The sequence below is a fragment of the Desulfosoma sp. genome (assembly GCA_037481875.1).
In the GTDB taxonomy this organism is placed as follows: Bacteria; Desulfobacterota; Syntrophobacteria; order Syntrophobacterales; family DSM-9756; genus Desulfosoma.
In genome coordinates this window covers 1-24,696 of the sequence record JBBFKY010000005.1, presented here as the reverse complement: position 1 = coordinate 24,696, position 24,696 = coordinate 1, and the positions used below count along the sequence as shown (strand labels likewise).

At 53.4% G+C, this 24,696-nt stretch carries 23 protein-coding genes and 1 pseudogene; 7 read left to right on the top strand and 17 right to left on the bottom strand.

Going from position 1 to position 24,696, the window contains the following annotated elements:
• On the top strand, positions 1-1,197 hold the full coding sequence (locus WHS46_08395; GenBank protein ID MEJ5348691.1) for a thiolase family protein: 1,197 nt from the start codon (positions 1-3) through the stop codon (positions 1,195-1,197).
• 12 nt (positions 1,198-1,209) lie between these two features.
• Positions 1,210-3,255: a 3-hydroxyacyl-CoA dehydrogenase NAD-binding domain-containing protein gene (locus WHS46_08390; protein ID MEJ5348690.1), complete on the top strand. Its 2,046-nt coding sequence runs from the start codon at positions 1,210-1,212 to the stop codon at positions 3,253-3,255.
• A gap of 188 nt (positions 3,256-3,443) precedes the next feature.
• Here WHS46_08390 and WHS46_08385 read toward each other — a convergent pair whose 3' ends face one another.
• Complete coding sequence (locus WHS46_08385) at positions 3,444-4,772, bottom strand: ThiF family adenylyltransferase (GenBank protein ID MEJ5348689.1); 1,329 nt, start codon at positions 4,770-4,772, stop codon at positions 3,444-3,446.
• A gap of 784 nt (positions 4,773-5,556) precedes the next feature.
• Here WHS46_08385 and WHS46_08380 point away from each other — a divergent pair.
• Positions 5,557-6,543 carry a glycosyltransferase family 9 protein gene (locus tag WHS46_08380; protein MEJ5348688.1) on the top strand — a complete coding sequence of 329 codons (987 nt, stop codon included), beginning with the start codon at positions 5,557-5,559 and terminating at the stop codon, positions 6,541-6,543.
• Between the two features lie 140 nt (positions 6,544-6,683).
• On the opposite strand, the gene WHS46_08375 is transcribed toward WHS46_08380, so the two are convergent.
• From WHS46_08375 to hpt, 4 genes are read right to left on the bottom strand one after another with little or no spacing between them, the layout of a single operon-like run.
• Positions 6,684-6,962 carry an HU family DNA-binding protein gene (locus WHS46_08375; protein ID MEJ5348687.1) on the bottom strand — a complete coding sequence of 93 codons (279 nt, stop codon included), beginning with the start codon at positions 6,960-6,962 and terminating at the stop codon, positions 6,684-6,686.
• A gap of 32 nt (positions 6,963-6,994) precedes the next feature.
• Entirely contained in the window at positions 6,995-8,275 is a 1,281-nt protein-coding gene (gene serS, locus WHS46_08370; protein ID MEJ5348686.1) for a serine--tRNA ligase, read from the bottom strand.
• Positions 8,276-8,296: 21 nt separating this feature from the next.
• Positions 8,297-9,112 (bottom strand): zinc-ribbon domain-containing protein, encoded by an 816-nt coding sequence (locus tag WHS46_08365; GenBank protein ID MEJ5348685.1) that lies wholly within the window; start codon positions 9,110-9,112, stop codon positions 8,297-8,299.
• On the bottom strand, positions 9,096-9,653 hold the full coding sequence (hpt, locus tag WHS46_08360; protein ID MEJ5348684.1) for a hypoxanthine phosphoribosyltransferase: 558 nt from the start codon (positions 9,651-9,653) through the stop codon (positions 9,096-9,098). Before hpt ends, WHS46_08365 begins: the two co-directional genes overlap by 17 nt.
• A 217-nt stretch (positions 9,654-9,870) precedes the next feature.
• Here hpt and WHS46_08355 point away from each other — a divergent pair, with 217 nt between their 5' ends.
• Positions 9,871-10,089: a NifU family protein gene (locus WHS46_08355; GenBank protein ID MEJ5348683.1), complete on the top strand. Its 219-nt coding sequence runs from the start codon at positions 9,871-9,873 to the stop codon at positions 10,087-10,089.
• Between the two features lie 451 nt (positions 10,090-10,540).
• On the opposite strand, the gene WHS46_08350 is transcribed toward WHS46_08355, so the two are convergent.
• The 12 genes from WHS46_08350 to WHS46_08295 form a co-directional block, all read right to left on the bottom strand.
• Positions 10,541-11,023, bottom strand: coding sequence for a 23S rRNA (pseudouridine(1915)-N(3))-methyltransferase RlmH (locus tag WHS46_08350; GenBank protein MEJ5348682.1), 483 nt, complete (start codon positions 11,021-11,023; stop codon positions 10,541-10,543).
• A 29-nt stretch (positions 11,024-11,052) separates the two neighbouring features.
• Positions 11,053-11,772, bottom strand: coding sequence for a TlyA family RNA methyltransferase (locus WHS46_08345; protein ID MEJ5348681.1), 720 nt, complete (start codon positions 11,770-11,772; stop codon positions 11,053-11,055).
• Between the two features lie 7 nt (positions 11,773-11,779).
• Positions 11,780-13,732 (bottom strand): 1-deoxy-D-xylulose-5-phosphate synthase, encoded by a 1,953-nt coding sequence (gene dxs / locus WHS46_08340; GenBank protein MEJ5348680.1) that lies wholly within the window; start codon positions 13,730-13,732, stop codon positions 11,780-11,782.
• Positions 13,733-13,810: 78 nt separating this feature from the next.
• On the bottom strand, positions 13,811-14,716 hold the full coding sequence (locus tag WHS46_08335) for a polyprenyl synthetase family protein (protein MEJ5348679.1): 906 nt from the start codon (positions 14,714-14,716) through the stop codon (positions 13,811-13,813).
• Positions 14,717-14,813: 97 nt separating this feature from the next.
• Complete coding sequence (locus WHS46_08330; protein MEJ5348678.1) at positions 14,814-15,092, bottom strand: exodeoxyribonuclease VII small subunit; 279 nt, start codon at positions 15,090-15,092, stop codon at positions 14,814-14,816.
• Positions 15,093-15,106: 14 nt separating this feature from the next.
• Complete coding sequence (gene xseA / locus WHS46_08325) at positions 15,107-16,537, bottom strand: exodeoxyribonuclease VII large subunit (GenBank protein ID MEJ5348677.1); 1,431 nt, start codon at positions 16,535-16,537, stop codon at positions 15,107-15,109.
• A 207-nt stretch (positions 16,538-16,744) separates the two neighbouring features.
• Positions 16,745-17,752 (bottom strand): ABC transporter permease, encoded by a 1,008-nt coding sequence (locus tag WHS46_08320; GenBank protein ID MEJ5348676.1) that lies wholly within the window; start codon positions 17,750-17,752, stop codon positions 16,745-16,747.
• A gap of 4 nt (positions 17,753-17,756) precedes the next feature.
• On the bottom strand, positions 17,757-18,755 hold the full coding sequence (locus tag WHS46_08315; protein ID MEJ5348675.1) for an ABC transporter permease: 999 nt from the start codon (positions 18,753-18,755) through the stop codon (positions 17,757-17,759).
• Between the two features lie 39 nt (positions 18,756-18,794).
• A complete protein-coding gene (locus tag WHS46_08310; protein MEJ5348674.1) occupies positions 18,795-20,396 on the bottom strand; it encodes a peptide-binding protein in 1,602 nt (533 codons plus the stop codon).
• Positions 20,397-20,419: 23 nt separating this feature from the next.
• Positions 20,420-21,052 (bottom strand): VTT domain-containing protein, encoded by a 633-nt coding sequence (locus WHS46_08305; protein ID MEJ5348673.1) that lies wholly within the window; start codon positions 21,050-21,052, stop codon positions 20,420-20,422.
• Positions 21,053-21,055: 3 nt separating this feature from the next.
• A complete protein-coding gene (locus WHS46_08300) occupies positions 21,056-21,886 on the bottom strand; it encodes an undecaprenyl-diphosphate phosphatase (protein MEJ5348672.1) in 831 nt (276 codons plus the stop codon).
• 228 nt (positions 21,887-22,114) lie between these two features.
• Positions 22,115-22,357 (bottom strand): hypothetical protein, encoded by a 243-nt coding sequence (locus WHS46_08295; protein MEJ5348671.1) that lies wholly within the window; start codon positions 22,355-22,357, stop codon positions 22,115-22,117.
• Between the two features lie 216 nt (positions 22,358-22,573).
• Here WHS46_08295 and WHS46_08290 point away from each other — a divergent pair.
• From WHS46_08290 to WHS46_08280, 3 genes and pseudogenes are all read left to right on the top strand, one after another.
• Positions 22,574-22,757 (top strand): annotated as a pseudogene (locus WHS46_08290) (IS1380 family transposase).
• Between the two features lie 3 nt (positions 22,758-22,760).
• Positions 22,761-23,024, top strand: a complete 264-nt coding sequence (locus tag WHS46_08285) for a hypothetical protein (protein ID MEJ5348670.1) — start codon at positions 22,761-22,763, stop codon at positions 23,022-23,024.
• A 689-nt stretch (positions 23,025-23,713) separates the two neighbouring features.
• Positions 23,714-24,696: transposase (locus WHS46_08280; GenBank protein ID MEJ5348669.1), on the top strand; the 983-nt coding region annotated here is incomplete at its 3' end.

Below are 24,696 nucleotides of genomic sequence, written 5' to 3'. Positions count from 1 at the left end.
ATGAAGCTTAGGGACGTGGTTTTAGTGGACGGGGTTCGCACGGCGTTTGGAAAAGCCGGAGAAAAGGGCATCTTTTGGATGACGCGTGCCGATGACATGGTGGTCAAAGTGATCAGGGAGCTTCTGCGTCGAAACCCTCAGGTGAAACCCGAAATGGTTGAAGAGAACGTGTGGGGTGCCACCACGCAGGAAGGGGACCAGGGCTTGACCATGGGGCGCACCACGGCCATTTTGGCCGGTCTGCCCGAATCCACGGCGGGTTTTTCCGTAGATCGCATGTGCGCGGGCGGCATGACGGCCGTCACCTGCGCCGCTTCGGAGATCGCATTGGGTTCCGTGGATGTGGCCATTGCCGGCGGTGTGGAACATATGGGGCATCATCCCATGGGAGCGACCGCCGATCCCAATCCGCGTTTCATTGCGGAAAAAATCGTTTCCGAAGATGCTCTGGTCATGGGCAAGACCGCGGAAAACCTGCATGACATGTTTCCCGAGATCACCAAGGAAATGGCCGACGAATACGCGTACCATTGCCAGAAGAAGGCCTACAAGGCCTACCAGGACGGTATCATTCAGAAAATGATCGTTCCCATGACCGTCTACACCAAGAACGGTTGGGTGGTGGCGGACCGTGACGAACAGCCTCGCCCGGAAACAACCATGGAAGCCTTGGCCACCCTGAAGACCCCGTTTCGTGTTCAAGGTAAGGTGACACCTGGAAATGCTTCCGGATTGAACGATGGTGCCTGCGGTGTGCTGCTCATGTCTGCCGACAAGGCCAAGGAACTGGGCCTTAAGCCGAAGATGCGCTTGGTGGGATATGCCTATGCGGGCGTCAAGCCGGAAATCATGGGCTATGGTCCCGTGCCGTCCACCCACAAGGTTTTGGCACGCACAGGCTTAAAATTTGAAGATCTTGACGTGATCGAACTCAACGAAGCCTTTGCGGTTCAAGCCATTGTATTCATGAAGGAATTCGGCATGAAGATTCCCGATGACAAGCGCCTGAATCCTTACGGCGGAGCCATTGCTTTCGGGCATCCTTTGGCTTCTTCCGGCCCGCGGCTCATGATTCACCTCATGCACTATTTTGAAGCCCATCCCGAAGCGCGCTACGGTTTGGCGGCCATGTGCGTGGGTTTGGGCCAAGGGGGATCGGTCATTTGGGAAAACCTTCAAACCGCGAAGTCCGAATAAAGGGGGATTGTCATGGGCGAACCGGTGACCAAGTTTTTCGTCAATTTCTGGAACTCTCCCGTTGGCAAGCTGGCCATCGTGACCATGGACAACGGGCATGATTACAAAAAACCCAATGTGTTCAGCGAAGCCGCCCTCATGTCGCTCAATGAGGCCATTGACACCGTGTTGGCCGAAAAAGACGTGAAGGGCCTCATGCTCACGGGAAAACCTTACATCTTTGCGGCCGGAGCCGATCTCACCCAGGTGCCTTTTGTCACCACCTTTGAACAGGGTTACCAGATCGGTAAGGCAGGCCATACCATCATGAAGCGCCTCATGGACCTGCCTTTTCCAACCGTCGCGGCTTACAACGGTGTGGCTCTGGGGGGCGGCCTGGAAATCGGTCTCTATTGCAACTATCGCACCGTGTCTCGAAGTGTTCCGGCCATGGGCTTTCCCGAATGTTTTATCGGCCTGATTCCCGGATGGGGCGGCTGCACCCTGGCCACCAAGCTTCTCGGCCCGGAAAAAGCTTTGGAACTCATCATTTTCAATGCCCTCAATCAAAACCGCATGATTGACGGCCTCAAGGCCTATGAAATGGGTCTGGCGGATCGATTGTTTGACGGAGCCGAATTTTTCGACGACTCGCTCCGTTTCCTCATGGGGATTATTGCAGGCACCGAAAAGGTGGAACGTCAGACTCCGAAAGTCACCAACCTCAAGGCCGCCATCACCAAAGCCAAGGAATTCGTGGACAGCAAAGTCCATGGAGCGGCTCCGGCACCCTATCGCGCCATCGAACTCATCGAAGGGGCCACCAAATGGGATGTGGACCAGGGCTTTGAGGAAGAGAACAAGGCCTTGGGGGACCTCATTAAGAGCCGTCAGTGCAAGTGTTCCATTTACGCTTTTGATCTGGTGAACCGCTATGCCAAGAAGGTCAAAGGGGTGCCCGAGGCCAAGCCGAAACCTGTGAAAAAGGTGGGCATCATCGGGGCCGGTCTCATGGCATCCCAGTTGGCTCAGCTTTTCATCTATCGGCTGGGTGTTCCTGTGGTCATGAAGGACATCAAGCAGGAATTCGTGGACAAGGGCTGTGCTTATGTCCATCAGGAATTTCAAAAGATGGTGGAAAAGGGCCGCATGCCCGAAGCCCGCGCTCGCTACCTTTCCAGCCTTCTGCACGGTACCCTGAGCTATGATGATTTTGCCGACTGCGATTTTGTGATCGAAGCCGTGTTTGAACGCATGGACATCAAGAAACAGGTGTTTGCGGAAGTGGAAGCGGTGGTGGGTCCGGAATGTCTTCTCGCCACCAACACCTCGTCTCTCAGCGTCACCGAGATGGGGGCAGACCTGAAACATCCGGAACGGGTGGTCGGCTTCCACTTTTTCAACCCGGTGGCTGTGCTGCCTTTGGTGGAAATCATCAAGACGCCTCAAACCAACGATCTCACCTTGGCCACCGCTTTTGATCTGGCCAAAAAACTTAAAAAGACCGGTGTCCTGGTCAAGGATGCTCCGGCTTTTCTGGTCAACCGCATTCTAACCAAGATGCTGGCTGATTGCCTCGCTATGGTGGACGAAGGCGCCGATTTCATTCAAGTGGACGAAGCTCTGCTAGGCTTGGGATTGCCCATGGCTCCCTTTGACCTGCTGGCCCTGGTGGGCTTTCCCGTGGCGTACCATGTGGCGGAAACCCTCAACCATGCCTTTGGTTCGGAACGTTTTCCGCTTAACGCCAATTTCAAGAAACTGGTGGATGCCGGCAAGAAAAGCATTTATGTGCCGGGAGCTAAGACCAAGAAGGTCGATCCTGAAGTGGAAAAGCTCTGGGTCAAGAAGGGTCAAAAGGAATTCCTCGCCGATGAGATTCGCGATCGCGTGCTGAGCAACCTAGCCAAGGAGATTGATCTTATCCTAAAGGAAAAGGTCGTGGACAGTTCCAGGGATGTGGATTTGGCGATGATTATGGGGGCCGGCTGGCCGTTCTTCATGGGTGGCATCACCATGTATCTGGACATGGCGGGCGTGACCCCCAAAGTTCTGCAAAAAGTGTTTTTCAGCTTTTAGTCTAATGGGAGAGGACGCGCCTCAAGCGCGTCCCTTCCAAAGATTGCAGCTCGTGTTGAGTCAATGAGGTTGAGCCTGAAATTCTTGGACAATCTTTGAAGCTTGCAGTTTCTTGTGGCGTGACCCATTCCGGCAGGAGGGGCTGGGAGAGGGTGGCTTGAGGGCGGTCTCATGAGGACCGCCTTTTTTCATGCTTCAAAATCAGCCTTCCACAAGGTGTTGAGCCGCAGACCTTCTGTTTCCGAGGACTCATAAAAAAGAATTCCCGGTGGTTCCCCGGAAAGCATGCGGTGGAGAAGATCCGCCATGAAGGCTCCGATAATCTGGTTACTCATGACCACAGACGGATCCGCCTGAAGCCGGCACGATGCGGTGACGGCCTCAGCGCCTGTAACGGGTTGAGGAGGCTCATGGGCCGGGGCAAGGGATCTCCGTCGCACCAAGTGCTCCAAATTGAGGATGCGTGCCGGTGTTTCTTGACTGTATTGTGGATGATAACACACCACTTGACCTCGATGGGGTCCTGTGCCGCCCGAGACAAGGATTTTCCCCTCTTCTTGAGCCCGTCGACTGAGAACAAGACGCGTTTCAAAGTTGTCCACGCAGTCCAGGACGACGTCAAAAGCTGAAAGATCCGTTTGTTCATCAAAGGTCTTGGGAATGCCGTGAATCTCGGTTCCTAAAAACATATTCAGGCGATAAGCCAAGGCCGGAGCTTTCATGGCGCCCACATCCTGGGCAAAAAAGATTTGACGGTTTAGGTTGGTGACGTCCACGCGATCCGGGTCAAAGACGGTGATGCGTCGGCAACCCAAAAGGACCAAGGTCGGTGCCGCGAAATTTCCCAAAGCTCCCGCGCCCACGATCGCTACCGAAAGATTTTTTAAAGATTGGGCGGGGTAAGGACGGACGTATGTCAGTACGTTTTGGGTTTGGGGCCTTTCAAAAAGGATTCTTTTGACTTCTTCCAAAGCGAGACCCGCAACCGCCATGGCTGGAGCAAGATCATTCCAGGGTGTTGCTGAAAGCGACTGAGGAGCTATCATGGAATGGATCGCGGCCGAATCTTTACCGGGCGTGTAGCTGAAAAACCTGAAGCCGGCTTGAGTTGTCTCGGTCAAACATCGAACGGTGATCAATGGGGTTTCAGTTTTCCGAGCGGCATTAAAAAGAAGCTTGTTGGTAAGACCGAGTTGGGAAAAATCCACAAGGACCGAGCAACGATCCAGCAAGGAGGCTGTGGCGGGGTGAGTCACCCAGCCTTGAACGTAAGCCAGTTGAATGTTGGGATCCAGGGAACGAGCGAGCGAGGTGAAAGTTTCATCAAGATTTGGGCAGATGACGATAAAACGGCGAAGACCCAAGGCAACTGCAGATGCCAGGAAAAAGGAAGCGGGATACGGTCCGCTTCCCGTGATCCCGATCATCGCCTCGCTTAATTTTTCTTGACGCCATCCAGGGATCAGGTTCTGACGGTGATGCCGCATCAGCATGGCTGCGGCTTTCGATAGGCTCATGGTTTCGCGTTTTTTAAATCATGAATGAGAACCAGCTATTCAAAACAAACCGGCGCACGACGCGCCGTGCCCATCCCGGTTTTTACTGGATTTTGAGCGACCGACGGTGACCTTACTGCAGACTTTATGACACCGTGACCACGTGCCCTTTGGTCAAGTGTGGCTTCATGGCGTAAGCCATCTCTGATTTGGCTCTCCCTATTTCCGCTGCGCCCGGCATGCCGGGGACCGGAACGAAGTCCCGAGAGGCGCTATCGCCCTGTTCCCTCACATGCAGTCCCCTGATTCCTTTCTTTCGCGCTGACTCGCAATCCACCGCCGCTTTAATGATTTTAAGCGTAAGGTTAGCTGGAGGAAAGGACCCCAGGAAAGCCTCTGCCGCTTCAAGAGGCGGCTGAGCGGATACCTTCCACAATCCGACCCAACAGGTCCTCCGCAGTCATCACCGTCATGTGAAGCCTTGGGACGAAATCCCCTCGATGTTCAGCGCCGCGGTAAAGTTCCACCTGCCCTTTTTGACAGCCAAAACCCTTGACTTCAGTCACGGTCATGCCCTGAAAGCCGGATCAGGCGGCGACTCCTGCACCTCACCCAACTTAAACGGCTTGACGATCGCTTCAACCTTGACCATATCTCATTTTCCTCTTTGGGGCTGAACACTCCCTTAAAAGGTAAAAAACCTTGCCAACCGGAAGATGAATTGCGTAAGTATTAAGAATAGAAAAATAAAATATGATTCTGCGGGCTTTTATAGCGGATGGTTTTCTATGGGAAAGGGACAAAAATGTTCCAGGATGGCCGCTCTGTGGGCTTTTGGCATCAAGGGGCCTTGGGAGACTTTGTCCTCTTTACTCCTGTAATAGACGCTTTTTACGAGTTGTTTCCAGAAGCGAGGTTCCATTTGTGGACACAACCTGCACATCTGGATCTTTTGTCGGGCAAGCCCTATCAGGTGACGGGGCACACGATACAGGAGCCTTTGTGGTTGGCACTTTTTACGGACCAGGCGTGGGAAAAGGCACCGATTCCTTCGGCCCTGGCCGAATGCCGGTTTTTTTTCTGGGTGGGACAAAAAAGTGCTCACCTTGCCGTGGAACGTCTGCAAGAGCGGCTTTCGGGAAAAGTTTTTTGGATCCAATCCTTTCCTCAAGACGGAGTTCCCATGCCGGTGACACGGTTCCTCTTTGAGCAGCTGAAAGCCTTTGGATTTCCCGTACCCGAAAAAAGGGCGCAAATTTTAGGCCATTCGTCCATGAATTCCCACGTGGCAGCCTGGGTTGCATCCAAAGGCCTTTCTTGGGGGCGTTATGGGGTGGTGCACATGGGTAGCGGTGGGCTTCGAAAGGTGTGGCCCATGCCCCGATGGCAGAGCTTGTTTGAAGCCACACGTGGCTTTTTTGGAAGGCCCGTGGTGATGCTGCGTGGCCCTGCCGATGAAAAGGCTGCCTCTTTTGTGGAGGCGTTTTCCAAAAAATGGGGCTGGCCTGTGTTCCTGATCCAAGACCTCAACACGCTTATGGCCTTACTGAACGGTGCTGCCTTTTTTGTGGGTTGTGACTCCGGAGTATCCCATGTGGCGGCGGCCATGGATGTCCCCAGCCTTGTGATCTTTGGGCCGACAGACCCGGCCGTTTGGGCGCCCCAAGGAAATCATGTTCGCATCTATCTGGATTCTTGGGTTCCTGAAGAAGTGCTGAATGTCGAAAAAGGCATATGCTGGAAGACGGATGCCGATCTGCTTCGGCATCTTCAGGATATTTTGGCAATGTGAAAAGAAAGGCGCCCATTTTTGTAGGGACTCCGGAGCCTTGTGACCGAAGCGGCTTCATGCTTTTGTCGTCTTGAGGAAGCCGCTTCGTTGTCCGACGTTCGAAAATTGTTGAAGCTTCTTTAGTGGAGAGGTTTCTTTGCCTATTGTTTGTCGACCCGTTCTTTGAGTTCTTTTCCTACCTTAAAGAAAGGAAGTCGTTTGGGACGCACGTCAATGAGTTCTCCGGTTTTGGGGTTTCGGCCTTTGTAGCCGTCGTACTTTTTCACCTTAAAGCTGCCGAACCCTCGAATTTCCACGCGATCTCCTTGCATCAAGGCCTTTTCCATGCTTTCAAAGGTGACATTGACGGCGAGTTCGGCGGCTTTGAGCGTGATGCCCTCGGCCTTGGCCAAGGCTTCGATCAATTGACTCTTGGTCATGACGTCTGCTCCTTATGATTCATCTTTAAACTCTAGCGCTGGGAAGTGATCCTTTCCAGGCCGCGCATGTAAGGACGTAAGGCTTCCGGGATGAGGACCGTTCCGTCGGCCTGCTGATAATTTTCGAGAATGGCCACAAGGGTGCGCCCGACGGCCAATCCGGACCCGTTGAGGGTATGCACCAATTCGGTTTTTTTCTTTCCCTTTCGACGGAACCGAATATTGGCGCGACGCGCCTGAAAATCTTCAAAGTTGCTGCACGAAGAAATTTCCCGGTACGTGTTTTGACCGGGAAGCCACACTTCAATATCGTAGGTCTTGGCGGCGGAAAAGCCCAAATCACCCGTGCACAGCACCACCACGCGATAGTGTAACCCTAGCTCTTGAAGAATGGTTTCCGCGTTTTCCAATAAGGTCTGCAGTTCGTCGTAAGATGTTTCCGGCTTGACGAGCTTCACCAGTTCCACTTTGTTGAATTGGTGTTGCCGAATGAGGCCTCTCGTATCTTTGCCGTAAGATCCCGCCTCAGATCGAAAGCATGGCGTGTAGGCTGTGTAATACTTGGGAAGCTCGTCTTCTTCCAGGGTTTCGTCCATGTGAATATTGGTCACCGGAACTTCTGCGGTAGGCACCAGGAAATAGTCCCAACCTTCCAATTTGAAAAGATCCTTTTCAAACTTGGGTAACTGACCCGTGCCGGTCATGGCGGTGCGGTTGACCATAAAGGGCGGAAGCACTTCCGTGTAGCCGTGACGGGCTGTGTGGACGTCCAGCATGAAACTGATCAGGGCTCGTTCCAAAGCGGCGCCGGCGCCCCAATACAGCGTGAATCGTGCTCCGGTCATTCGAGCCGCCCGTTCAAAATCCAAAATCCCCAAAGCTTCTCCTATGTCCCAATGAGCTTTGGGTTCAAAATCAAACTTGGGTGGTTCCCCCCAGGTCTTGACCACGGGATTGGCTGTTTCATCCACTCCTACCGGAACGGAGGCATGAGGCATGTTGGGAATAAACATCAGAATTTCTCGAAACCGCTCCTCAATACCTGCCAGTTCAGTTTCCAATTCCTTGATCCGCTGCGACACTCCTTTCATAGCCTGCAGCAGATCTTCGGCATCGGCCCCTTCCCGCTTTCGTCGTGCGATCTCTTCAGAGGCTTGATTACGTTCGTGCTTGAACTGTTCCACTTCCCGTAAGAGAGCTCGTCGCTTCTCGTCCAGCTTTCGAAACGGCTCCATGTCCATGTCCATTTGCCGATCCCGAAGCATCTGGGCGACCCGGTCCATATTTTCTCGCACGAACTTGAGATCCAGCATGTTTCCCCTCTCGCTTCTCGATCATTTATCCGCCTGAGCGTTGACCACTTCCACACTGTAGTCCGAAAGAAGGCTAAGCTCAGGCAAGTTGTAAAAGACAATCATGAAAGGTACCTTGCCCATGGACGGAATATGGACATTGCTCAAATCTTTGCCTTCCCGGTTCATCATGACGTTTTGAATTTGGGTCATATCCAGACGCATCAATTCATCCCGGGTCATGGTATTGCCGCAGTAGGCCTTTTGTACCTGAGCCGGTTGTTTCTCCGTGGTATAAAGCTTCCCTTCCACAAGCACAAAACTCACCGGCCCTCCCGATTCGTTGACCGCCTTTCCTTCCACCACAAAGATCTGGCCTGCAGACATGTTTTCCAGAAAATACGCACGAATGTCAGGATCGATGGTGACTTGAGGAATTCCCGTCGATTTCATGCTGCCGGGCACGGGCACGGCTTTCTTTTGAAAAAGCATTCCCTTGGAAAAGAGATAGTAAGCGGCGCCGGCGACTCCCAGTAAGATCAAGGCCAGAACAACAAAAGTGACAACCTGCTTGGACGAAGAGCGTTCCCGGACTGCAGAAGGCCGAAGGGGTCGAGGTTCCGGCCGTGCCACAGGAGTGGGGCCTTCGACGTCTTCTTCGTCCGCTCCTCTTGAAACATCCGGTTCCTCGGAATCGACCATTGAAGGTTCAAATTCAGGTTCGGGTTCGGACTCCTGGGAACGCCGCACCACAAAGGTATGGCCGCATCGACTGCAGCGGGCTTTCACCTTGTCCTTGTGAAGCCTTTTGGGATCGACACGGTATTTGGTTCCGCACAATTCACAGCTGACCAGCATGACAGTCCTCGAGCGAGTCAAAGACCACTTCGTAAATGCCTCGAAGTCCCCGGTACTTTTCGGCAAAGTCCAAACCATAGCCGACGACGAACCCCGAAGGGATTCGAAAGCCCGCGTAATCGACGGGGACTTCCACCGTACGCCTTTCGTATTTGTCAATGAGGGCGCAAATTTTGACCGTACGAGGCTTTCGGCTTTTCAGGTGTGCTATAAGCCATCGCATGGTCACGCCCGTATCCACAATGTCTTCCACCACGAGCACGTCACGGCTGTCGATAGGGCATTCCAAATCCTTGGAGAGGGAAACACCTCCTGATGATTCCGTTGACGCTCCATAACTGGCGATGCGGATAAAGTCCACTTCCGCAGGAACCTCCAAATGGCGGACAAGATCGGCAAGAAAAATAAACGCTCCCTTGAGCACTCCCACGAGCAGAAGGTCTTTGCCTTGATAATCTTGGCTGATGTGCACGGCCAGCTCCTGGACACGGTTCCGGATTTCTTCCTCGGAAATTTTGAGCACCAGCCTATGTGGGTTCATCCTCATCCTTTCCTGAAAGTCCGCCCGAGCCCCGAAGTGGTCATGCGCCGGTCAACCTAGCGGAAAAAAAAAGAAAGGTCAATCGCTGTCTTTTCTTAACTCTTTAAAACCATTCATAATCCAAAAGCACCTGAAGAATCCTTTTAGCGTTTGCTTTGTTCGTACGGAAGTCTTAATAATGGAGTGAATGCCATTCTGAAAACGAAGGAGATAGACCATGCGCGATCAAGTTGAAAAGGCACTGTCCAAGATTCGGCCCATGCTGCAAAGAGACGGGGGCAATGTGGAACTTGTGGATGTGGAAGGTTCGGTGGTGAAGGTGCGCCTTACGGGAGCCTGCCATGGATGTCCCATGAGCCAGATGACACTCAAGGCCGGAGTGGAACGTATCATCCGCCAGGAAGTGCCTTCGGTGACCGAAGTCATCGCTGTTTGAAATCCTGCCAACAAGGCCTTGGGACCTTTGGCCGAAACGTGGCGGCCTTAGGTTTGGATGCCATGTTTTTATGACCAAGGCGTCTTAAGGGCGGAACCCTTTCTTGGTATGTGCAGGCAAAAACCTGGAGGGTCGGACCTATGTGTCCGCCCCGAAAGTCTCGTGAAACGGGGGAACATGGGGGCGGACACGCCAGCTTGCGCCTCCAGTTTGTCATTCAGACGGCGGATTCAGGGTTCGGGTCCAGATGCTATTGCTCAGAGGTCGGACCCATATTTCGGGTTCATGTGGGGTGTTTTGTAGGGGCGGACCTATGTGTCCGCCCCGAAAGTCTCGTGAAACGGGGGAACATGGAGGCGGACATAGCGGCGCGCCCCTACAGACCCGCCGCCGAGGACAACCACGCGGGTGCACCCGTCTGGGCCTGCCGCCCATGGCGGACGTGCCGAGCTCAGGATCCCTTGTGGTAGGGTTCTCCGCGAAGAATGGTCAGAGCTCGGTAGGTTTGTTCAGCGACCAAAAGGCGCGCAAGGTCGTGAGGGAAAGTCATGGGCGAAAGCGAAAAAACATGCTGTGCCGATTTCTTGACTTCATCGGACAAACCCAAGGGACCTCCTAACACCATCCACACTTCCTGCCCCGCCTGCTGAAGCCGGTCCAGCACACCGGCGTACTGTGTTGAAGTTAAGCCCATACCCTTTTCGTCCCAGACGATGAGCACGCCCCTGCTGGCGACAGTTTCCACAATGCGGCGCCCTTCTTTTTCCAGCACTTCTTTCTCGTGTTTTTCGTGGACCTTGGGATTCACCCGTTCAGGACGCACCACATGCACTTCACATCGCACGTAGTGACCGATCCTTTCCAGATACCGGTCAATGCCTCGCTGCACTTCCGGGAAAACGGTTTTTCCCACAAAAACGAAATGGATTTTCATGGCTTCTCAAAGAAAGTCGACCCCATCCGCTATGTCTGCAGCGGTAGTGTGCGTTCGGCCGCCAGAAGAAATTCTCGATTGCCTTTGGGACCAAGAATGGGCGAGGCCACAATTCCCAGGACTCGGAATTCCAGGGATTGGACCGTTTCGGCCACCGATCGGCATACGGCTTGGTGGACGGAGGCATCCTTGACCACACCGCCTTTCCCCACATGTTCTCGTCCAGCTTCAAATTGCGGTTTCACCAGAGCCACAAGAAAGGCATCCGGGGAAAGAAAGGTCACGACCTTTGGAAGAACCAGCTTCAGGGAAATGAAAGAGACGTCCACAACGGCGCCCTGCACCGGTTCGGCGATGGCGGATGGATCCAGATACCGAATATTTGTACGTTCTAAAACAATGACACGAGGATCCTGCCGTAATTTCCAAGCCAATTGACCGTATCCCACATCCACGGCGTACACTTTCTTGGCTCCCCTTTGGAGCAGACAGTCCGTAAAGCCGCCCGTGGAAGCCCCCACATCCATCACCACAAGGCCCTTGACCTCCAGCCCAAAATGATCCAGGGCATAAGCCAGCTTGATGCCGCCTCGGCTCACATAAGGGTGGTCTTGACCTCGAATCTCAATTTCGGCCTGTTCAGGAATTCTGCGACCCGACTGGGTGACAGGATGTCCATTCACCCAGACACAACCGGCCAGAATAAGCCCCTGAGCCTTTTCCCGGCTAGGGGCCAGGCCGCGTTGCACCAGGATCTTATCTAACCGCTCGAATGAGGGTGTCATGGGTTACGAGGGGGCCGGCAAAGGCTTCTCGAACACTTTGGGCGATGCCTTCCGCATCCAATCCCAGGTTGCGTCGCAACACCTTCAAAGGCCCGTGAGGGATAAAGGCATCGGGAATCCCCAGGCGCAGCAGGCGTCGAGGCAAAATGCCTTCTTCGCTGAGTGCTTCCAAAACGGCGCTCCCGAAACCTCCCTGACGCACATTATCTTCCACCGTCACCAGCAAAGGGGTTTTTTGAGTCCAACGGGCGATGAGGTTCACATCCAGGGGTTTGACAAACCTGGCATTGATCACGGCCGCTTCAAGACCTTCCCGGGCAAGGATTTCCGCCGCTGCCATGGCTTCCATGACCATGGCCCCTACGGCCACCAGGGTCACATCGCGACCTTCTCGAAGCAATTCTCCCTCTCCGATGGGTATTTCACGAAGTTCGGCATCCAAAGGCGCGCCCAGTCCTTGTCCTCGCGGATACCTCACGGCAATGGGGCCTCGATGAAGCACGGCTGTTTTGAGCATGTGGCGCAATTCGTTTTCATCCTTGGGTGCCATGATCACCATATTGGGAATGTGCCGCAGATAGGCCAGATCAAAAACCCCATGATGGGTCGGCCCGTCTTCTCCAACCAACCCCCCTCGATCCATGGCGAACACTACGGGAAGATTTTGCAGGCAGACATCATGAACAATCTGGTCGTAGGCCCGTTGCAGAAAAGTGGAATATACGGCCACCACAGGGTGATACCCTTCCGCAGCAAGCCCTGCGGCAAAGGTCACAGCATGTTGTTCGGCGATACCCACGTCAAAAAAGCGTTTGGGATAAACCTGAGCGAACGTGTCCAAGCCTGTGCCTTGAGGCATGGCGGCGGTGATGGCGACGATACGAGGATCTTTTTCGGCAAGTTCCGTCAGGCATCGGCCGAAAACGGCTGTGTAGGATGGAATATCTTCTTTCTTCGTTTCACCCGTTGTGGGATCAAAACAACCGATGCCGTGAAAGCGAGAGGGATCACATTCCGCCGGTACATAACCTTTACCCTTGGTGGTCCCCACGTGAATGAGCACAGGGCCTTTAAGGGATTTGACGGTTTCAAAAGTTTCAATGAGTCGGTCCAGGCGATGGCCCTTGATCGGACCGATGTATTGAAATCGAAAAGCTTGAAAGAGCATGCCCGGGGTGAAAAACGTCAAAAAGGATTCCTCGCTTTTTTTTAGGAGCTGGACAATGTTGGATCCTACACCGGGTATGGCCTTGAGGGTGTTTTCCACTTCACGCTTGAGGCTCATGACCGTGCGGCTGGACAGTTTGCGGCTGAGAAACGAAGACAAGGCTCCCACATTCGGGGAGATGGACATTTCGTTATCGTTGAGGACGACAATGAGATCCCGCCCTAGGTCCCCGGCATGATTGAGAGCTTCGAAAGCCAAGCCTCCAGTCATGCTCCCGTCCCCGATCACGGCGATGATGCGGCTTGGGCATCCTTTGAGGTGTTTGGCGGTGGCCATGCCCAGCGCTGCAGAAATGGAAGTGCTGGCGTGGCCCGTTCCAAAGGCGTCGTAGCGGCTTTCGTCACGTTTGGGAAATCCACTGATTCCTTGCCATTGGCGCAGAGTGTGAAAGCGGTCGCGTCGTCCGGTGACCAGTTTATGGGTGTAACACTGATGGCCCACATCCCAGACAATGCGGTCGTTGGGAGCGTCAAAGACATAATGGAGTGCCAGAGTCAATTCCACCACGCCAAGGTTTGGGGCAACGTGACCTCCGGTGCATGCAGTGGTCTGCACGATAACTCGGCGAATTTCTTCGGCCAAGGTTTCCAGTTCTTTGATGGACAACCGTTTGAGGTCCGCCGGGGAATCAATGTGTTGCAGCAAGGAGGTTTCGATGTTTATGGGGGCTCGTTCCGGGTTTGGATGACGTTCCACGTCGATAACCTGCTCCTTCAAAAGCGTTTCGATATGAGGGATCTTCGATTCTCAGACAAATCATCTGAGCCTGAACCCTTAAGCTTTCCGAACCAAAAGATACCGGGCTAAAGCCCGTAAAGGGTCGGCTTTACGGTCGAATCCGTCCAACGCCTTCACGGCCTCTTCCACGTGTTCTCGAGCAATTTCTTTAGTGCGGCCGAGGCCCAAAAGGGCCGGATAGGTCTTCTTGTTCTTGGCTGCATCGGATCCCGTCGATTTTCCCATGACCTGAGGATCCCCTTCCACGTCCAAGAGATCGTCCGTGATCTGAAACGCTAACCCCAAGTGCCTTCCGTACCGTGTGAGGGCATGGAGAGCTTCCTGGGAAGCGTTGGAAAAGACGGCGCCAATTTCCAAAGAAGCGCTGATAAGAGCCCCTGTTTTGCGAATGTGCATGTATTCCACCGTGGGAAGATCCACTTCCCGGGTTTCCGATTCCAGGTCGATGATCTGGCCGGCAATCATGCCTTGAGCTCCGGAAGCCCGCGCCAGAATGGCCACAGCTTCCAGACGTTTTCCAGCCGGCACCAAAGCAGCTTGAGAGCCTACAGGGGCCGCCAGAAGGCCGAAGGCTTCCGTCAGCAAAAGATCTCCGGCAAGGATGGCAACGGCTTCTCCATACACTCGATGGTTCGTAGGACGGCCTCGTCGAAAGTCGTCGTTATCCATGGCCGGAAGATCATCGTGGATTAAAGAATAGGTATGGACCATTTCCAGAGCACATGCCGCAGGCATGACGGCATCCTGGGACCCATCCACCACTTCGGCGGCTGCCAGGCACAGAATGGGACGAAGCCGTTTACCTCCAGCAAACAGACTGTAGCGGGCGGCTTCCACCACGGTTTTTTCCAGGCCCGACGATGGTGGAAAGAATCGTTCTAGGGCCTCATCCACCGCCTTTCGTTTTTCAGCCAGATAAGCTTTAACATCAAAGGATTTCACGGAAAAAGATCCTCCGCAATAAGGTGGAATTTGCTTCTATCACGAACCGTGGCTTCATGCCAGTGGGAAATCTAGCACTTACAAATCACGGATCGTCTTAGGATTCGTTTTCTTCCGGCGGCTTGTCAAAAGGGGTGGCAATCCAACGCCCGTCTTCTCCCTGAACCAACATCTGCACTTTCTTTTCCGCCTCTTCCAGCTTTTCGTGGCACAACCGTACAAGCCCCACGCCTTCACTGAAAGCTTCCATTGCAACTTCCAAGGGTAAGTCGCCCTTTTCCAGCTTTTCCACGATTTCTTCCAGGCGTTTCATCGCCTCTTCAAAACTTTCCGTTTTTTTTCGCTTGGCTTTGCTTTGAGTTTCAGCAAACGTCATAGGAAGGTCCTTTCTCATGGTCCATGAAGGTCAAGGCCCTTTGAAGATGGTTCCGACACATTGTCCCCTGAAATCGGGCTTTCGAAGATTTCGAGAACCCTGGCGTTCATGTGGCCTTGAGCCACCTGAATACGCACCATGTCTCCAGGTTGCACCTGAGAAGCTTGGCGGATCAAGATGTTTTCAGGCATTTTAAACGTCAGGGAGTATCCACGGGCGAGAATACTTGCGGGACTTAAGGATTCCAGCTGAGCCGCCACTGAGCAAACCTGGAACCGCCGCCGCTCTAAGGCTTGAAGGTGTGCCCCCAGCAAGCGCCTGGAAAGAAGTTCCAGACGACCTTGGGCGTCCAGCAGGCGCTTTTTGGGATTCCCTTGCCGAAGTCGTTGAGTGGCGTGCAGGGAACGCATTCGCCACAGATAAAGTTGCTGATTCATGGCCCGAACCAAACGCTCCAGCCGATCGTCTACAGCCAGGCGCCAATCCACGAGGCGTCGGCGTGGATCGATGAGGCGGCTTTCCGTGTGGGTGAGCCGTGTTCGAAGGCGTTCCAATTGCAAGGTCCAAGCCGTGCGTAAGCGTTTTGCCTGATCGTTCAGTCGCCGTTCCACCTCTATCAGGCGATCGACCACCCATTGGGCAGCCGCCGTAGGTGTCGGCGCACGAAAATCGGCGACCATATCCGCAATGGTCACATCGATTTCGTGTCCTACCGCTGAAATGACAGGAACAGCGCATGAGGCGATAGCTCGAGCAGTCATCTCTTCGTTGAAAGGCCACAGATCTTCCAAACTACCGCCGCCTCGACCCACAAGCACCACATCCCAACCGAAAGTGTCTCGAAGAAGAGACACTGTCTCCAGGGCTCGGACGATTTCCGGAGCTGCTTCATCACCCTGGACACGCACAGGCAGTAGGGTTACCGTCAAAGGATAGGGGCAACATTGAAAAATCTTCAGCATATCCCGCACGGCCGCTCCCGTGGCGGAGGTGATCAGAGCGACCCGTTGCGGTCTGAGCGGGAGAGGTCGCTTGCGTTGCGAATCAAAAAGCCCTTCTTTTTGAAGCTTTTCCTTAAGCTGTTCAAAAGCGAGCTGTAACGCTCCAAGGCCCTCAGGCTCCAGGATATCAGCAATGATCTGGTATTCACCGCGCGCCTCATAGACGCTCAACCTTCCCTGACACAACACAGCCATGCCGTCTTCGGGGCGAAACTTTAACCGAAGGAACTGACTCTTAAACATGACCGTCCTGATTTGACTGTTCTTGTCCTTAAGCGTGAAATAGGCATGCCCGGAACCAGCAATTCGCAGGTTGGAAATTTCGCCTCGAACCCATACGTAAGGAAAATTGGCCTCCAGCAAGCCCTTAATCCGGGCGTTAAGCTGGCTCACCGTCATGACCACCGAAGATTCCGTGTCTGGAAAAGCTGAGGTTAAAGGCATGGCGAGTCAATCCTTGAAATGGTTCAAAGTATGAATTTTGAAAGCCACAGGTTTGTCACTTGAGCAAGTGGGAATTTCCCCTTGAGAACGCCGGAGTCTTACCTGTATGAGAAGCGGGCGACAGCCTGCGCTCCAAAAACCATTGTGACTCCTTGCTGGCGAACAGTCTTGTCACGTGAGCCTTCAAACGGACCGAGATGGACACCGTCACTCGAAAAGCTTTGGATCCATCGCATCTCTCAGACCTTCTCCCACCAAGTTGTAGGATGTGATGCCAAGGAAAATGGCCAGCCCTGGAAACGTTGTCAACCACCACGCAAATTCGATGTAATCACGGCTCTGGCTAAGAATATCTCCCCAGCTCGGTGTGGGAGGCGGCACGCCGAAACCGAGAAAACTCAGGCTCGATTCCGTAAGAATGGCACCAGCAATGCCAAAGACTGCCGAAACCAACACGGGAGCCATGGCGTTGGGAAGCATGTGCCAAAAGATAATCCTTACGTGGGAGGCTCCCAACGCCGCGGAGGCTTGAATGTAGTCCAACCGTTTCAGCTTGAAGAATTCGGCGCGTACGAACCGAGCGACCCCGGTCCAACCCGTCAGCCCGATAACCACCATGATGTTGTAGATGCTCGGCGGCAAAAAGGCGATTATGGCGATAATGAGAAAAAACGTCGGAATGGTTAGAAGAATTTCGATGAGGCGACTGATCAAGGCGTCTACCCAGCCACCGAAATAGCCGGCAAAACCTCCCAGTGTGATCCCGATTACCAAAGCGATACTTACGGCCACAAAACCCACGGAAAGGGAGATACGGGCGCCATGAATCATGCGGCTGAGCACGTCCCGGCCTCGATCGTCGGTCCCGAACCAATGTTTTCGGGACGGGGCGGAGAGGTTTTCCAGGAGATCATATTCCGACGGGGAATAGGGAACCGGCGGCCACAAAGCCCACGATGGAGGAGGCCCGAAGGGTTTTTGAAAAAGAAAGACGTTCGGATTCCAGAGATCCTTCCATGTCCCGGTTTCCGGTCGAAGGTCTTCATTGAAAACAGGAAATACTAGACGACCCTGCCAGAGGGCGACAATAGGTCGATCGTTCGCTAACACGGGAGCCAGAACGGCCACCAGCGCGAGAAACACCGACACCCACAGGCCTGCCATGGCCCTTCGTTTTTTTCGAAAATGATGCCAGACGATTCTCCAGTATGACATTGTCCTAATCCAACTGGATTCTGGGATCCAACACGGCATACAAAATGTCTGAAAGCAGCAAGCCGAGCAGGGTGAGCAAGGCCGAAATAGTGGTGATGGCCATGATCACCGGATAATCGCGGGAAAGCACCGCTTCAAAGCCTAGTTGTCCCATGCCGGGAATGGAAAAGATGCTTTCGATGATCACACTGCCTCCGAACATGGCCGGAAGCAGAAACGCCAGCAAGGTCACAATGGGAAGCAGCGCGTTCCGAAAAGCATGTTTCAAAATGACCACCCGTTCGCTCAAACCCTTGGCCCGAGCCGTCCGCACGTAATCTTCACGAATGACTTCCAGAAGTTCGGCTCGAGTCAGGCGCGAAAGGTAGGCAAAACCTCCGTAGGTAAGGCACGCTACGGGAAGCACCAGGTGATAAAGACGATCCAGAATCTGGCGCCATAGAGGCCAGTTTTCCGCATGAATGGATGAGATACCGTAAATGGGAAAGATGTCCCAGAAGTCACCGCCGCCGAAAAGCATAATGAGGAGGACCGCAACCCAGAAGTTAGGCAAGGAGTAGAGAAAGAAAAATAACAGGGTCAGAGTCTTGTCCGTAACGGTGTCGGGGTGGGTGGCGGAATAGACGCCAAAAGGAATCGCAATAAGATAAACCAGAAAAATGGAAAGCACATTGATTTGAATCGTTATGGGAAGCCGTTCAGCGATCTTATCCATCACAGGGCGATGATCCTTAAACGATGTGCCGAAATCCAAGGTGAAAACCCGCTTGACCCAAAGCAGGTATTGGACGGGTAAGGGCTTGTCCAAGCCGTAAAGTTTCTTTGTCTGTTCAATAATCTGCTTGGCGTAGGCGGTGTCGGCCATTTCCCCTTGGGAGGCCATCTGCAGTTTGAGCATGGCAGGGTTTCCGGGTGCCAGCTGAATGATGCAAAAGGTAATAAACGTGATTCCCAAAAGTGTGGGAATCATCTGGAACAATCTCTTGACCAGGTAAGCTCTCATGCTCGCCGGCTCCTTGGAGCTTTCCTTTTCTTTAGCACTCTACCGATATCGTTGCTTTTCCAGGGGAACCCACCATTCTCTCAGTTCTAATCCCATGGGATAAACCCTCACATTTTCAAAACGTCGGTCCACGGCCACCAGGGCTTCAGTTGTGAACAAAAAAGTGTACGGTTGTTCTTCATGCAGAATCTCGTGGAACCGATGATAAAGGGCTCTCCGTTTCAACGGGTCGAATTCACGACGTGCCTCTTCAATCAGGCGATCCGCCTCTTCGTTTCGAAACCCTACGAAGTTGGAACCCTTATCCGCCTGAGACGAATGCCACAGCTGGTAAGGATCGGTTTCCCAGCCCAGGCTCCAACCTAAAGTGCACGCATCAAATTCGTGGGATTGAATCTTCTGAATGAACACGGCCCATTCCAGTTTTCGAATGGTTACGGAGATCCCAACATTTTTCAAGTTTTGTTGCACAATCGTGGCCAATTGTTCCGCGAACAGGGAACCTGCGGAAATAAGAAATTCAAACCGAAAAGGAATGCCGTTACGGTCCAAAAGGCCGTCCCCGTCATGATCTTCCCATCCGGCTTCCTTCAAAAGCTTTCGGGCTCTTTCAGGGTCATAAGGGTAAGGTTTGATCGTTTTATTGTATTCGGGACTGTTGATGTAGAAAGGGCCGCTGACCACCGTGCCAAGCCCGAAGAGCAGGCGCTGCAGGATGGTTTCTCGATCCAAGAGCAAGGTCATGGCCTGGCGCACACGCCGATCGTCAAAATAAGGTTTTCTTTGGTTCCAACCGATATAAGTGTAGCTGGGAAGATAGTACTTGAGCTTTTGGAAACGTTCCTGAAATCGAGCGCTTCCGGTCTGCCTCATCCACTGAATGGGCCGAAGGCTCATGAGGTCTAACCCTCCCTTTTTGAGCACCTGCAGCGCGACGGTATTGTCTGTGATGATCTTGAAGACCACCCGTGCCAGATGAGGTTTAGTGCTCCAGTAGCCTTCGTGACGTTCTAGAACGATTTCCTTTCCTGTTTCCCAGCGAACGAATCGGTAAGGCCCTGTGCCCATCGGGTTTCGGCCGATCGGGTGCTGGTTGAAGTTTTCTCCTTCCTTAAAAAAAAGATGAGCCGGAACGATGGGAATACCTCCGCAGAATTCCAGGGCTCGAAAGTAGGGCATACGGTAATGGTAGCGGATGGTGTAATCGTCCAGAGCTTCCAGTTTTTCGATGTCTCGATAGTAGTTGCGAAGATGCGCAGCATCCACCGCAGGGTCGTTGATCCTTTCGAAGGAAAACAGAACATCTCGAACTGTAAACGGTGTGCCGTCCTGCCAGCGCACATCCCGGCGCAGATGGAAAGTCAAGGTGAGACGGTCTTCAGAAATGTCCCAGGATTCAGCCAGGACCGGAACAAGTTCTAGAGTGCGAGGATCTCGGCGAAGAAGGGATTCATAGATGAGGTCGTTGACCCGGCCGGCGTAAGCGTCCGTCGCCGTAATGGGATTCAAGGTGCCTGGTTCCGCTCCCAGATGCACGATGAGCCAGTCGCCGTCCACGGGTTCCACAGCGTGCGAAGATCCTTGTATCCAAACCGCAAAAAAGGCCATGATGATACTGAAACCAAGCACTCTCAGCCCCATGGCTTTTCGTATTCCTTGCGATGTCATGATTTTTCGGGATGCTCGGCCTGTGAAGACGCCGAGCCCGGCCCATGTCTTTTGGACCACCAATGGATCAAGGCGAATCCACCCACAAGAAGGGCAGCAAAAACCACGGACAGCAGGTTCAAGGACCTCTTGACAAATTCGCCGATGGGTTCCCCCAAGAAATAAAAAAGCGAGGCCACAAGAAAAAAGCGTCCCCCTCGACCCACGACGGATGCCAGTGTGAACCGCTTGAAATCCAGAAGGAACGTCCCGGCACTGATGGTAAACACCTTGTAGGGTATAGGAGTGAACCCTGCAATGCCTACCGCCCACACATCATAGCGCTGATAATAACGTTCCACGGCGTGAATCTTGGAAGAGCTCATGAGCCGTTCCAGAATGGGGCGGCCTCCGTACCGGCCGATACCGTAACCGAAAATACCGCCCAGAACGGAAAAGACGGTGCAGATAAGGGCATAGGTAAAGGATTGTTTCGGTTCGATGAGGGCCAAAGAAATGAGAAGCACATCGGGAGGGATGGGAAAGAAGCTCGATTCCACAAAGGCCACGGCCGCAAGAGCCACCGAAGCATGTGGGGTATGAGCCCAAGCCACCACCCATGCGGCTAGATCATGAAGAAAAGTTGTCATATTTCATGGATTCCCATGGTGAAAAAACATGAATGCCAGGCAAACAGTCCCCAAGGTCCAACAATAAGGAGCGAAAAGGTGAAAGCGGCCTCGACGCACCGTAGCAAGTAAAAAACGCAAGGCTACATATCCTGTGATCGCCGCCGCTGCAGTGCCCCAAAGCACAGGGCCTACGGGATTCGGAATGGCCTTCACGTGTAAAGATTCCAAAAGCATGGCTCCCAAAACCGCCGGCACAAAAAGCAAAAAAGAAAACCGTCCGGCCCATTCCCTTTGAAATCCTAAAAGAAGCGCCACAGCAATGGTCGATCCCGACCTGGAAATGCCCGGAGCGATCGCCAGACCCTGAACCAGGCCGATGAGAGCGGCGTGTCGAAAACGGATGTCAAAAGGGCCCTTGCCCCAGGAAGAAATCTTGCGGCGTGTAAGCCATAAAAGGGTTCCGGTCACAAGCAAGCTGAATCCTACGGCCGTGACCGATGTAAAAAGGCGTTCAAAAAGATCTTTGAAGGCAAAGCCAAGGATCACGGTGGGAATGGTGCCCCAGAGAACCAGGGTGAAAAGGCGGCGGGCTTCGTCACGTGGATAAGAATTGTCGACTAAAGGATGCCTCAACCATTTCAGGCCGCCCTGAACAAGTAAAACAATGTCACGACGAAACACCAAAGCAACAGCTAAAAAGGTGCCCACATGAAGGCTGACATCGAAAAAAAGATTGGGTTCCTTCCAGCCCAAAAGATGCTGCCCGATAACCAGGTGCCCCGAGCTGCTCACGGGAAGAAATTCGGTGATTCCTTGAAGGATTCCTAAAGCGACGGCTGAAAGAGTGTCCATAAAATGTCCTTGATATGGTTTTCAAAGCGATGTGCCCGGGCTATCAGCAGCCCACGGCGTATCCTGGTCATATTTCCCGGCTGGAAGTAGGCACGTTTTCAGGGCCACCGCATGGCGCTTCTAACATAAAGGGCTCCAAGGCAACAAGGCTCATGGAGGCTGAGCACGAAAAAAGCCCCTCACACCGATAAAGGTGAAGGGGCTTGGCTCGTTTCGATCAAAAGAGAACTACAGGCTGTTAATGTCGATGTTTCGAATGAATTGTTTGATTGCGTCCATGCTTCGTTCGATGCGTTCCTGAAGTTTTTTGTTCTGCAGATCGTTTTCCGCATGAGCGCTCGCGTCCTTTTCCACGGCAGAAGAAGGCACGGTGCCCGATTCCAAAACTTCTTGAGCCTGAAGCCCCTCTTTGGAAATATCGGTTCCTTTCAGGAAATCGAGCTGCATCTCCAGAACTTTGTTCTTATCCATGTCAGCCTCCTTGGAGTTTTCTCATTTGCGAAGTTAACTTAAGCACGGCGGAAGACCTCGTAAAGATGGGCTGTGGTGCCTTTTTTAAGTCTTCCGCCCGTTTTTTCCTTTTTGTCTCTTACCTTGTGAGTCGGCACTTTGATGGAACTTCTTGAGTCTTTTCGCTCCGCAGCCGTGGCGAAGAGCCAAGCGATCATCGATGGGGTCGAGAGTCCTAGCGACACGCTCACCGGCCGGGGCGGTTTGAGCCTGTTTGTCCGCTATCTTCACAACATCCAGATTTTTCAGCAGATCGATACTTTCTTCGGCTCCATGCGTCGCAGCCGCAAGGGGTAGCCGATCACCGAGATTATCAAACAGCTGTTGTTTTTTCGTCGATGGTACCAGCCGGCACCTGGTGTCCTTGGATGACCTGACCAAGGACGGCGGTTATACCGCTGCCATTGAAAGAGGGCCGCACCGCATGCTTTTCCCGGTCGTGGCGGCCATGAATCCTGTGGACAGGACACTGAAGGATTTTCGGCTTCCAGCAGCGGCGGTTCAATTGCTCTCTCGCGATGCCGCCTTCTACGACACGATGTTGGTTTCCTCTTTGCTCTACGAGGGCTTCAAGCAGGACGTGTGCGCGCCGATGGTCGAGTTCATTACGGCTCGGAGAGCCAGGTGAAGAACGCTGACCTGTTGAAAAAGATCTACCTCCCATAGGCCGTCCTACCCCTTTCCATGGCTAGGGCCAACACGGTGAAAGGACCTTCCTTGTTATCCACACGCCTAAGCAGCTGGAAGAACTCCGATGTACCGCGGTGTGGCCTGACCGTGGCGAGGCAAAAGATGCAGTCCGGTAAAGAATGGGTATGACAACTTGTGCGGGAAACGACAACATGCTAGTTAAACTTTTTGTACGCGGCTGAGATAGACGGTTCCCACCCAGGTGCAACATACTAAAGAGTTGTACGAGGCCGCGAAAAGGCTGAGCGTTAAGGGAAAAAATCCTAAAACAGAGTTAATCCGTCGGGGCGTTAATGAAATCTTGGCCTTTGCCGAAGGCGCGAAGCGGGAAGAGAGGATAAGAAAGGCGATGGTCGCCGCGGGATTGGTTTTTTGCAAAGACCTATCGCCGAACCACGCCATCCATTTTGCAGAGGCGGCTTCTGAATGAGGATTCTCGTCGATAGTTTTGCTTTTCCGGCCGTTTTCGACGCCGATCTTGCTGAACAGGACTTCGAGCTGACACCGGCCTTAATCCGTGAGGTTGTGTCTATACATAAAAGTATCATGTCGCAGGTATCGTATGGAATTTGATTCACTCTGGTGCTCTAGGGTCTCCCGTCCCAATTTCACCCGGCAGGCGCCCTCATGAAAAGAAGCGAGATAGAAGGATCTTCGAAAGCTTACTCCAGCGGGCACTGGGGCCTGGTTCTTGTGGGCCATTGGATCAACGGCAGCACGGACCTCTGCCAACGGTTGGAAAAGGAAGTTCCGGGAAGGCCGGTGATCTCTCATGCCGATGTGGTCAAGACCTCTGTGGGGCTTTTGTGTCTGGGAAAGAGCGACTTTGAAGCCGTCGAGGGAGTTTCCGGCGATGACTGGTTCAAAGAGGCTCTGGACATCCAAAAGGTCCCATCGCAGGAAACCTTGCGACAGGGCTACGACAAGCACGCGAGACTTTTCGAACGTCTTGCCGGCGCCGCTGGCGTTGACCTGCTTGAGAGGACCCAGGTTCCCGTAACGCCTCTTTCCACAGGGGATGTGGCTTTGGACCTGGATGTGTTTTGCCTGGACAATTCCGACACAAAGAAACAAGGGGTGTCGCGGACGTCCCAGAACGATGAGGGATACGCTCCCATTGCGGCCTACCTCGGCCGAAAGCGATGGTGTCTGGGCATGAAGCTTCGCCCGGGGTCTCAGCATTCCCAGAACGGATTTGTGGGATTTTTGCGCAAGATGCTGGGGCATGGCCGCAAGGTTACCCGAAGGTCCCTGCTGGTGCGAACGGACTCGGCTCACGATGCTGGGGAAACGCTTGTGGAGCTTAGCCGACACCCTAAGGTGAACTTCATCATCCAATGGAATCCACGCGGGGCGGACCGCCTTTCTTGGCGTGATCGGGCCTTCAGGGAGGGCCGTGTGACGGAGCCTCGGCCCGGCAAGAAAGTGGCGATCCTCAGCACATGGGTGACACGACACTATGGAGGGGAAAGCTATCGGTTTCGCCTGGTGATCCGGGTCACCGAGAGAATATCGGATGCCAAGGGACAAATGCTGATCCAGCCCGATATCACGTTGGAGGGTTGGTGGACGTCTCTTTCCATCGATGAGGATCAAGGGATTCGGTTGGA

Bases quoted from the DNA above. Each gene is read 5' to 3' on its own strand.
- WHS46_08385 (MEJ5348689.1), bottom strand. From the start codon at position 4,772: ATGAGCCTATCGAAAGCCGCAGCCATGCTGATGCGGCATCACCGTCAG.
- WHS46_08380 (MEJ5348688.1), top strand. From the start codon at position 5,557: ATGTTCCAGGATGGCCGCTCTGTGGGCTTTTGGCATCAAGGGGCCTTG.
- WHS46_08305 (MEJ5348673.1), bottom strand. From the start codon at position 21,052: ATGACAACTTTTCTTCATGATCTAGCCGCATGGGTGGTGGCTTGGGCT.
- WHS46_08365 (MEJ5348685.1), bottom strand. From the start codon at position 9,112: ATGCTGGTCAGCTGTGAATTGTGCGGAACCAAATACCGTGTCGATCCC.
- WHS46_08375 (MEJ5348687.1), bottom strand. From the start codon at position 6,962: ATGACCAAGAGTCAATTGATCGAAGCCTTGGCCAAGGCCGAGGGCATC.
- WHS46_08390 (MEJ5348690.1), top strand. From the start codon at position 1,210: ATGGGCGAACCGGTGACCAAGTTTTTCGTCAATTTCTGGAACTCTCCC.
- hpt (MEJ5348684.1), bottom strand. From the start codon at position 9,653: ATGAACCCACATAGGCTGGTGCTCAAAATTTCCGAGGAAGAAATCCGG.
- xseA (MEJ5348677.1), bottom strand. From the start codon at position 16,537: ATGCCTTTAACCTCAGCTTTTCCAGACACGGAATCTTCGGTGGTCATG.
- WHS46_08315 (MEJ5348675.1), bottom strand. From the start codon at position 18,755: ATGAGAGCTTACCTGGTCAAGAGATTGTTCCAGATGATTCCCACACTT.
- WHS46_08330 (MEJ5348678.1), bottom strand. From the start codon at position 15,092: ATGACGTTTGCTGAAACTCAAAGCAAAGCCAAGCGAAAAAAAACGGAA.
- WHS46_08310 (MEJ5348674.1), bottom strand. From the start codon at position 20,396: ATGGGGCTGAGAGTGCTTGGTTTCAGTATCATCATGGCCTTTTTTGCG.
- WHS46_08300 (MEJ5348672.1), bottom strand. From the start codon at position 21,886: ATGGACACTCTTTCAGCCGTCGCTTTAGGAATCCTTCAAGGAATCACC.
- WHS46_08350 (MEJ5348682.1), bottom strand. From the start codon at position 11,023: ATGAAAATCCATTTCGTTTTTGTGGGAAAAACCGTTTTCCCGGAAGTG.
- WHS46_08355 (MEJ5348683.1), top strand. From the start codon at position 9,871: ATGCGCGATCAAGTTGAAAAGGCACTGTCCAAGATTCGGCCCATGCTG.
- WHS46_08320 (MEJ5348676.1), bottom strand. From the start codon at position 17,752: ATGTCATACTGGAGAATCGTCTGGCATCATTTTCGAAAAAAACGAAGG.
- WHS46_08395 (MEJ5348691.1), top strand. From the start codon at position 1: ATGAAGCTTAGGGACGTGGTTTTAGTGGACGGGGTTCGCACGGCGTTT.
- serS (MEJ5348686.1), bottom strand. From the start codon at position 8,275: ATGCTGGATCTCAAGTTCGTGCGAGAAAATATGGACCGGGTCGCCCAG.
- WHS46_08295 (MEJ5348671.1), bottom strand. From the start codon at position 22,357: ATGGATAAGAACAAAGTTCTGGAGATGCAGCTCGATTTCCTGAAAGGA.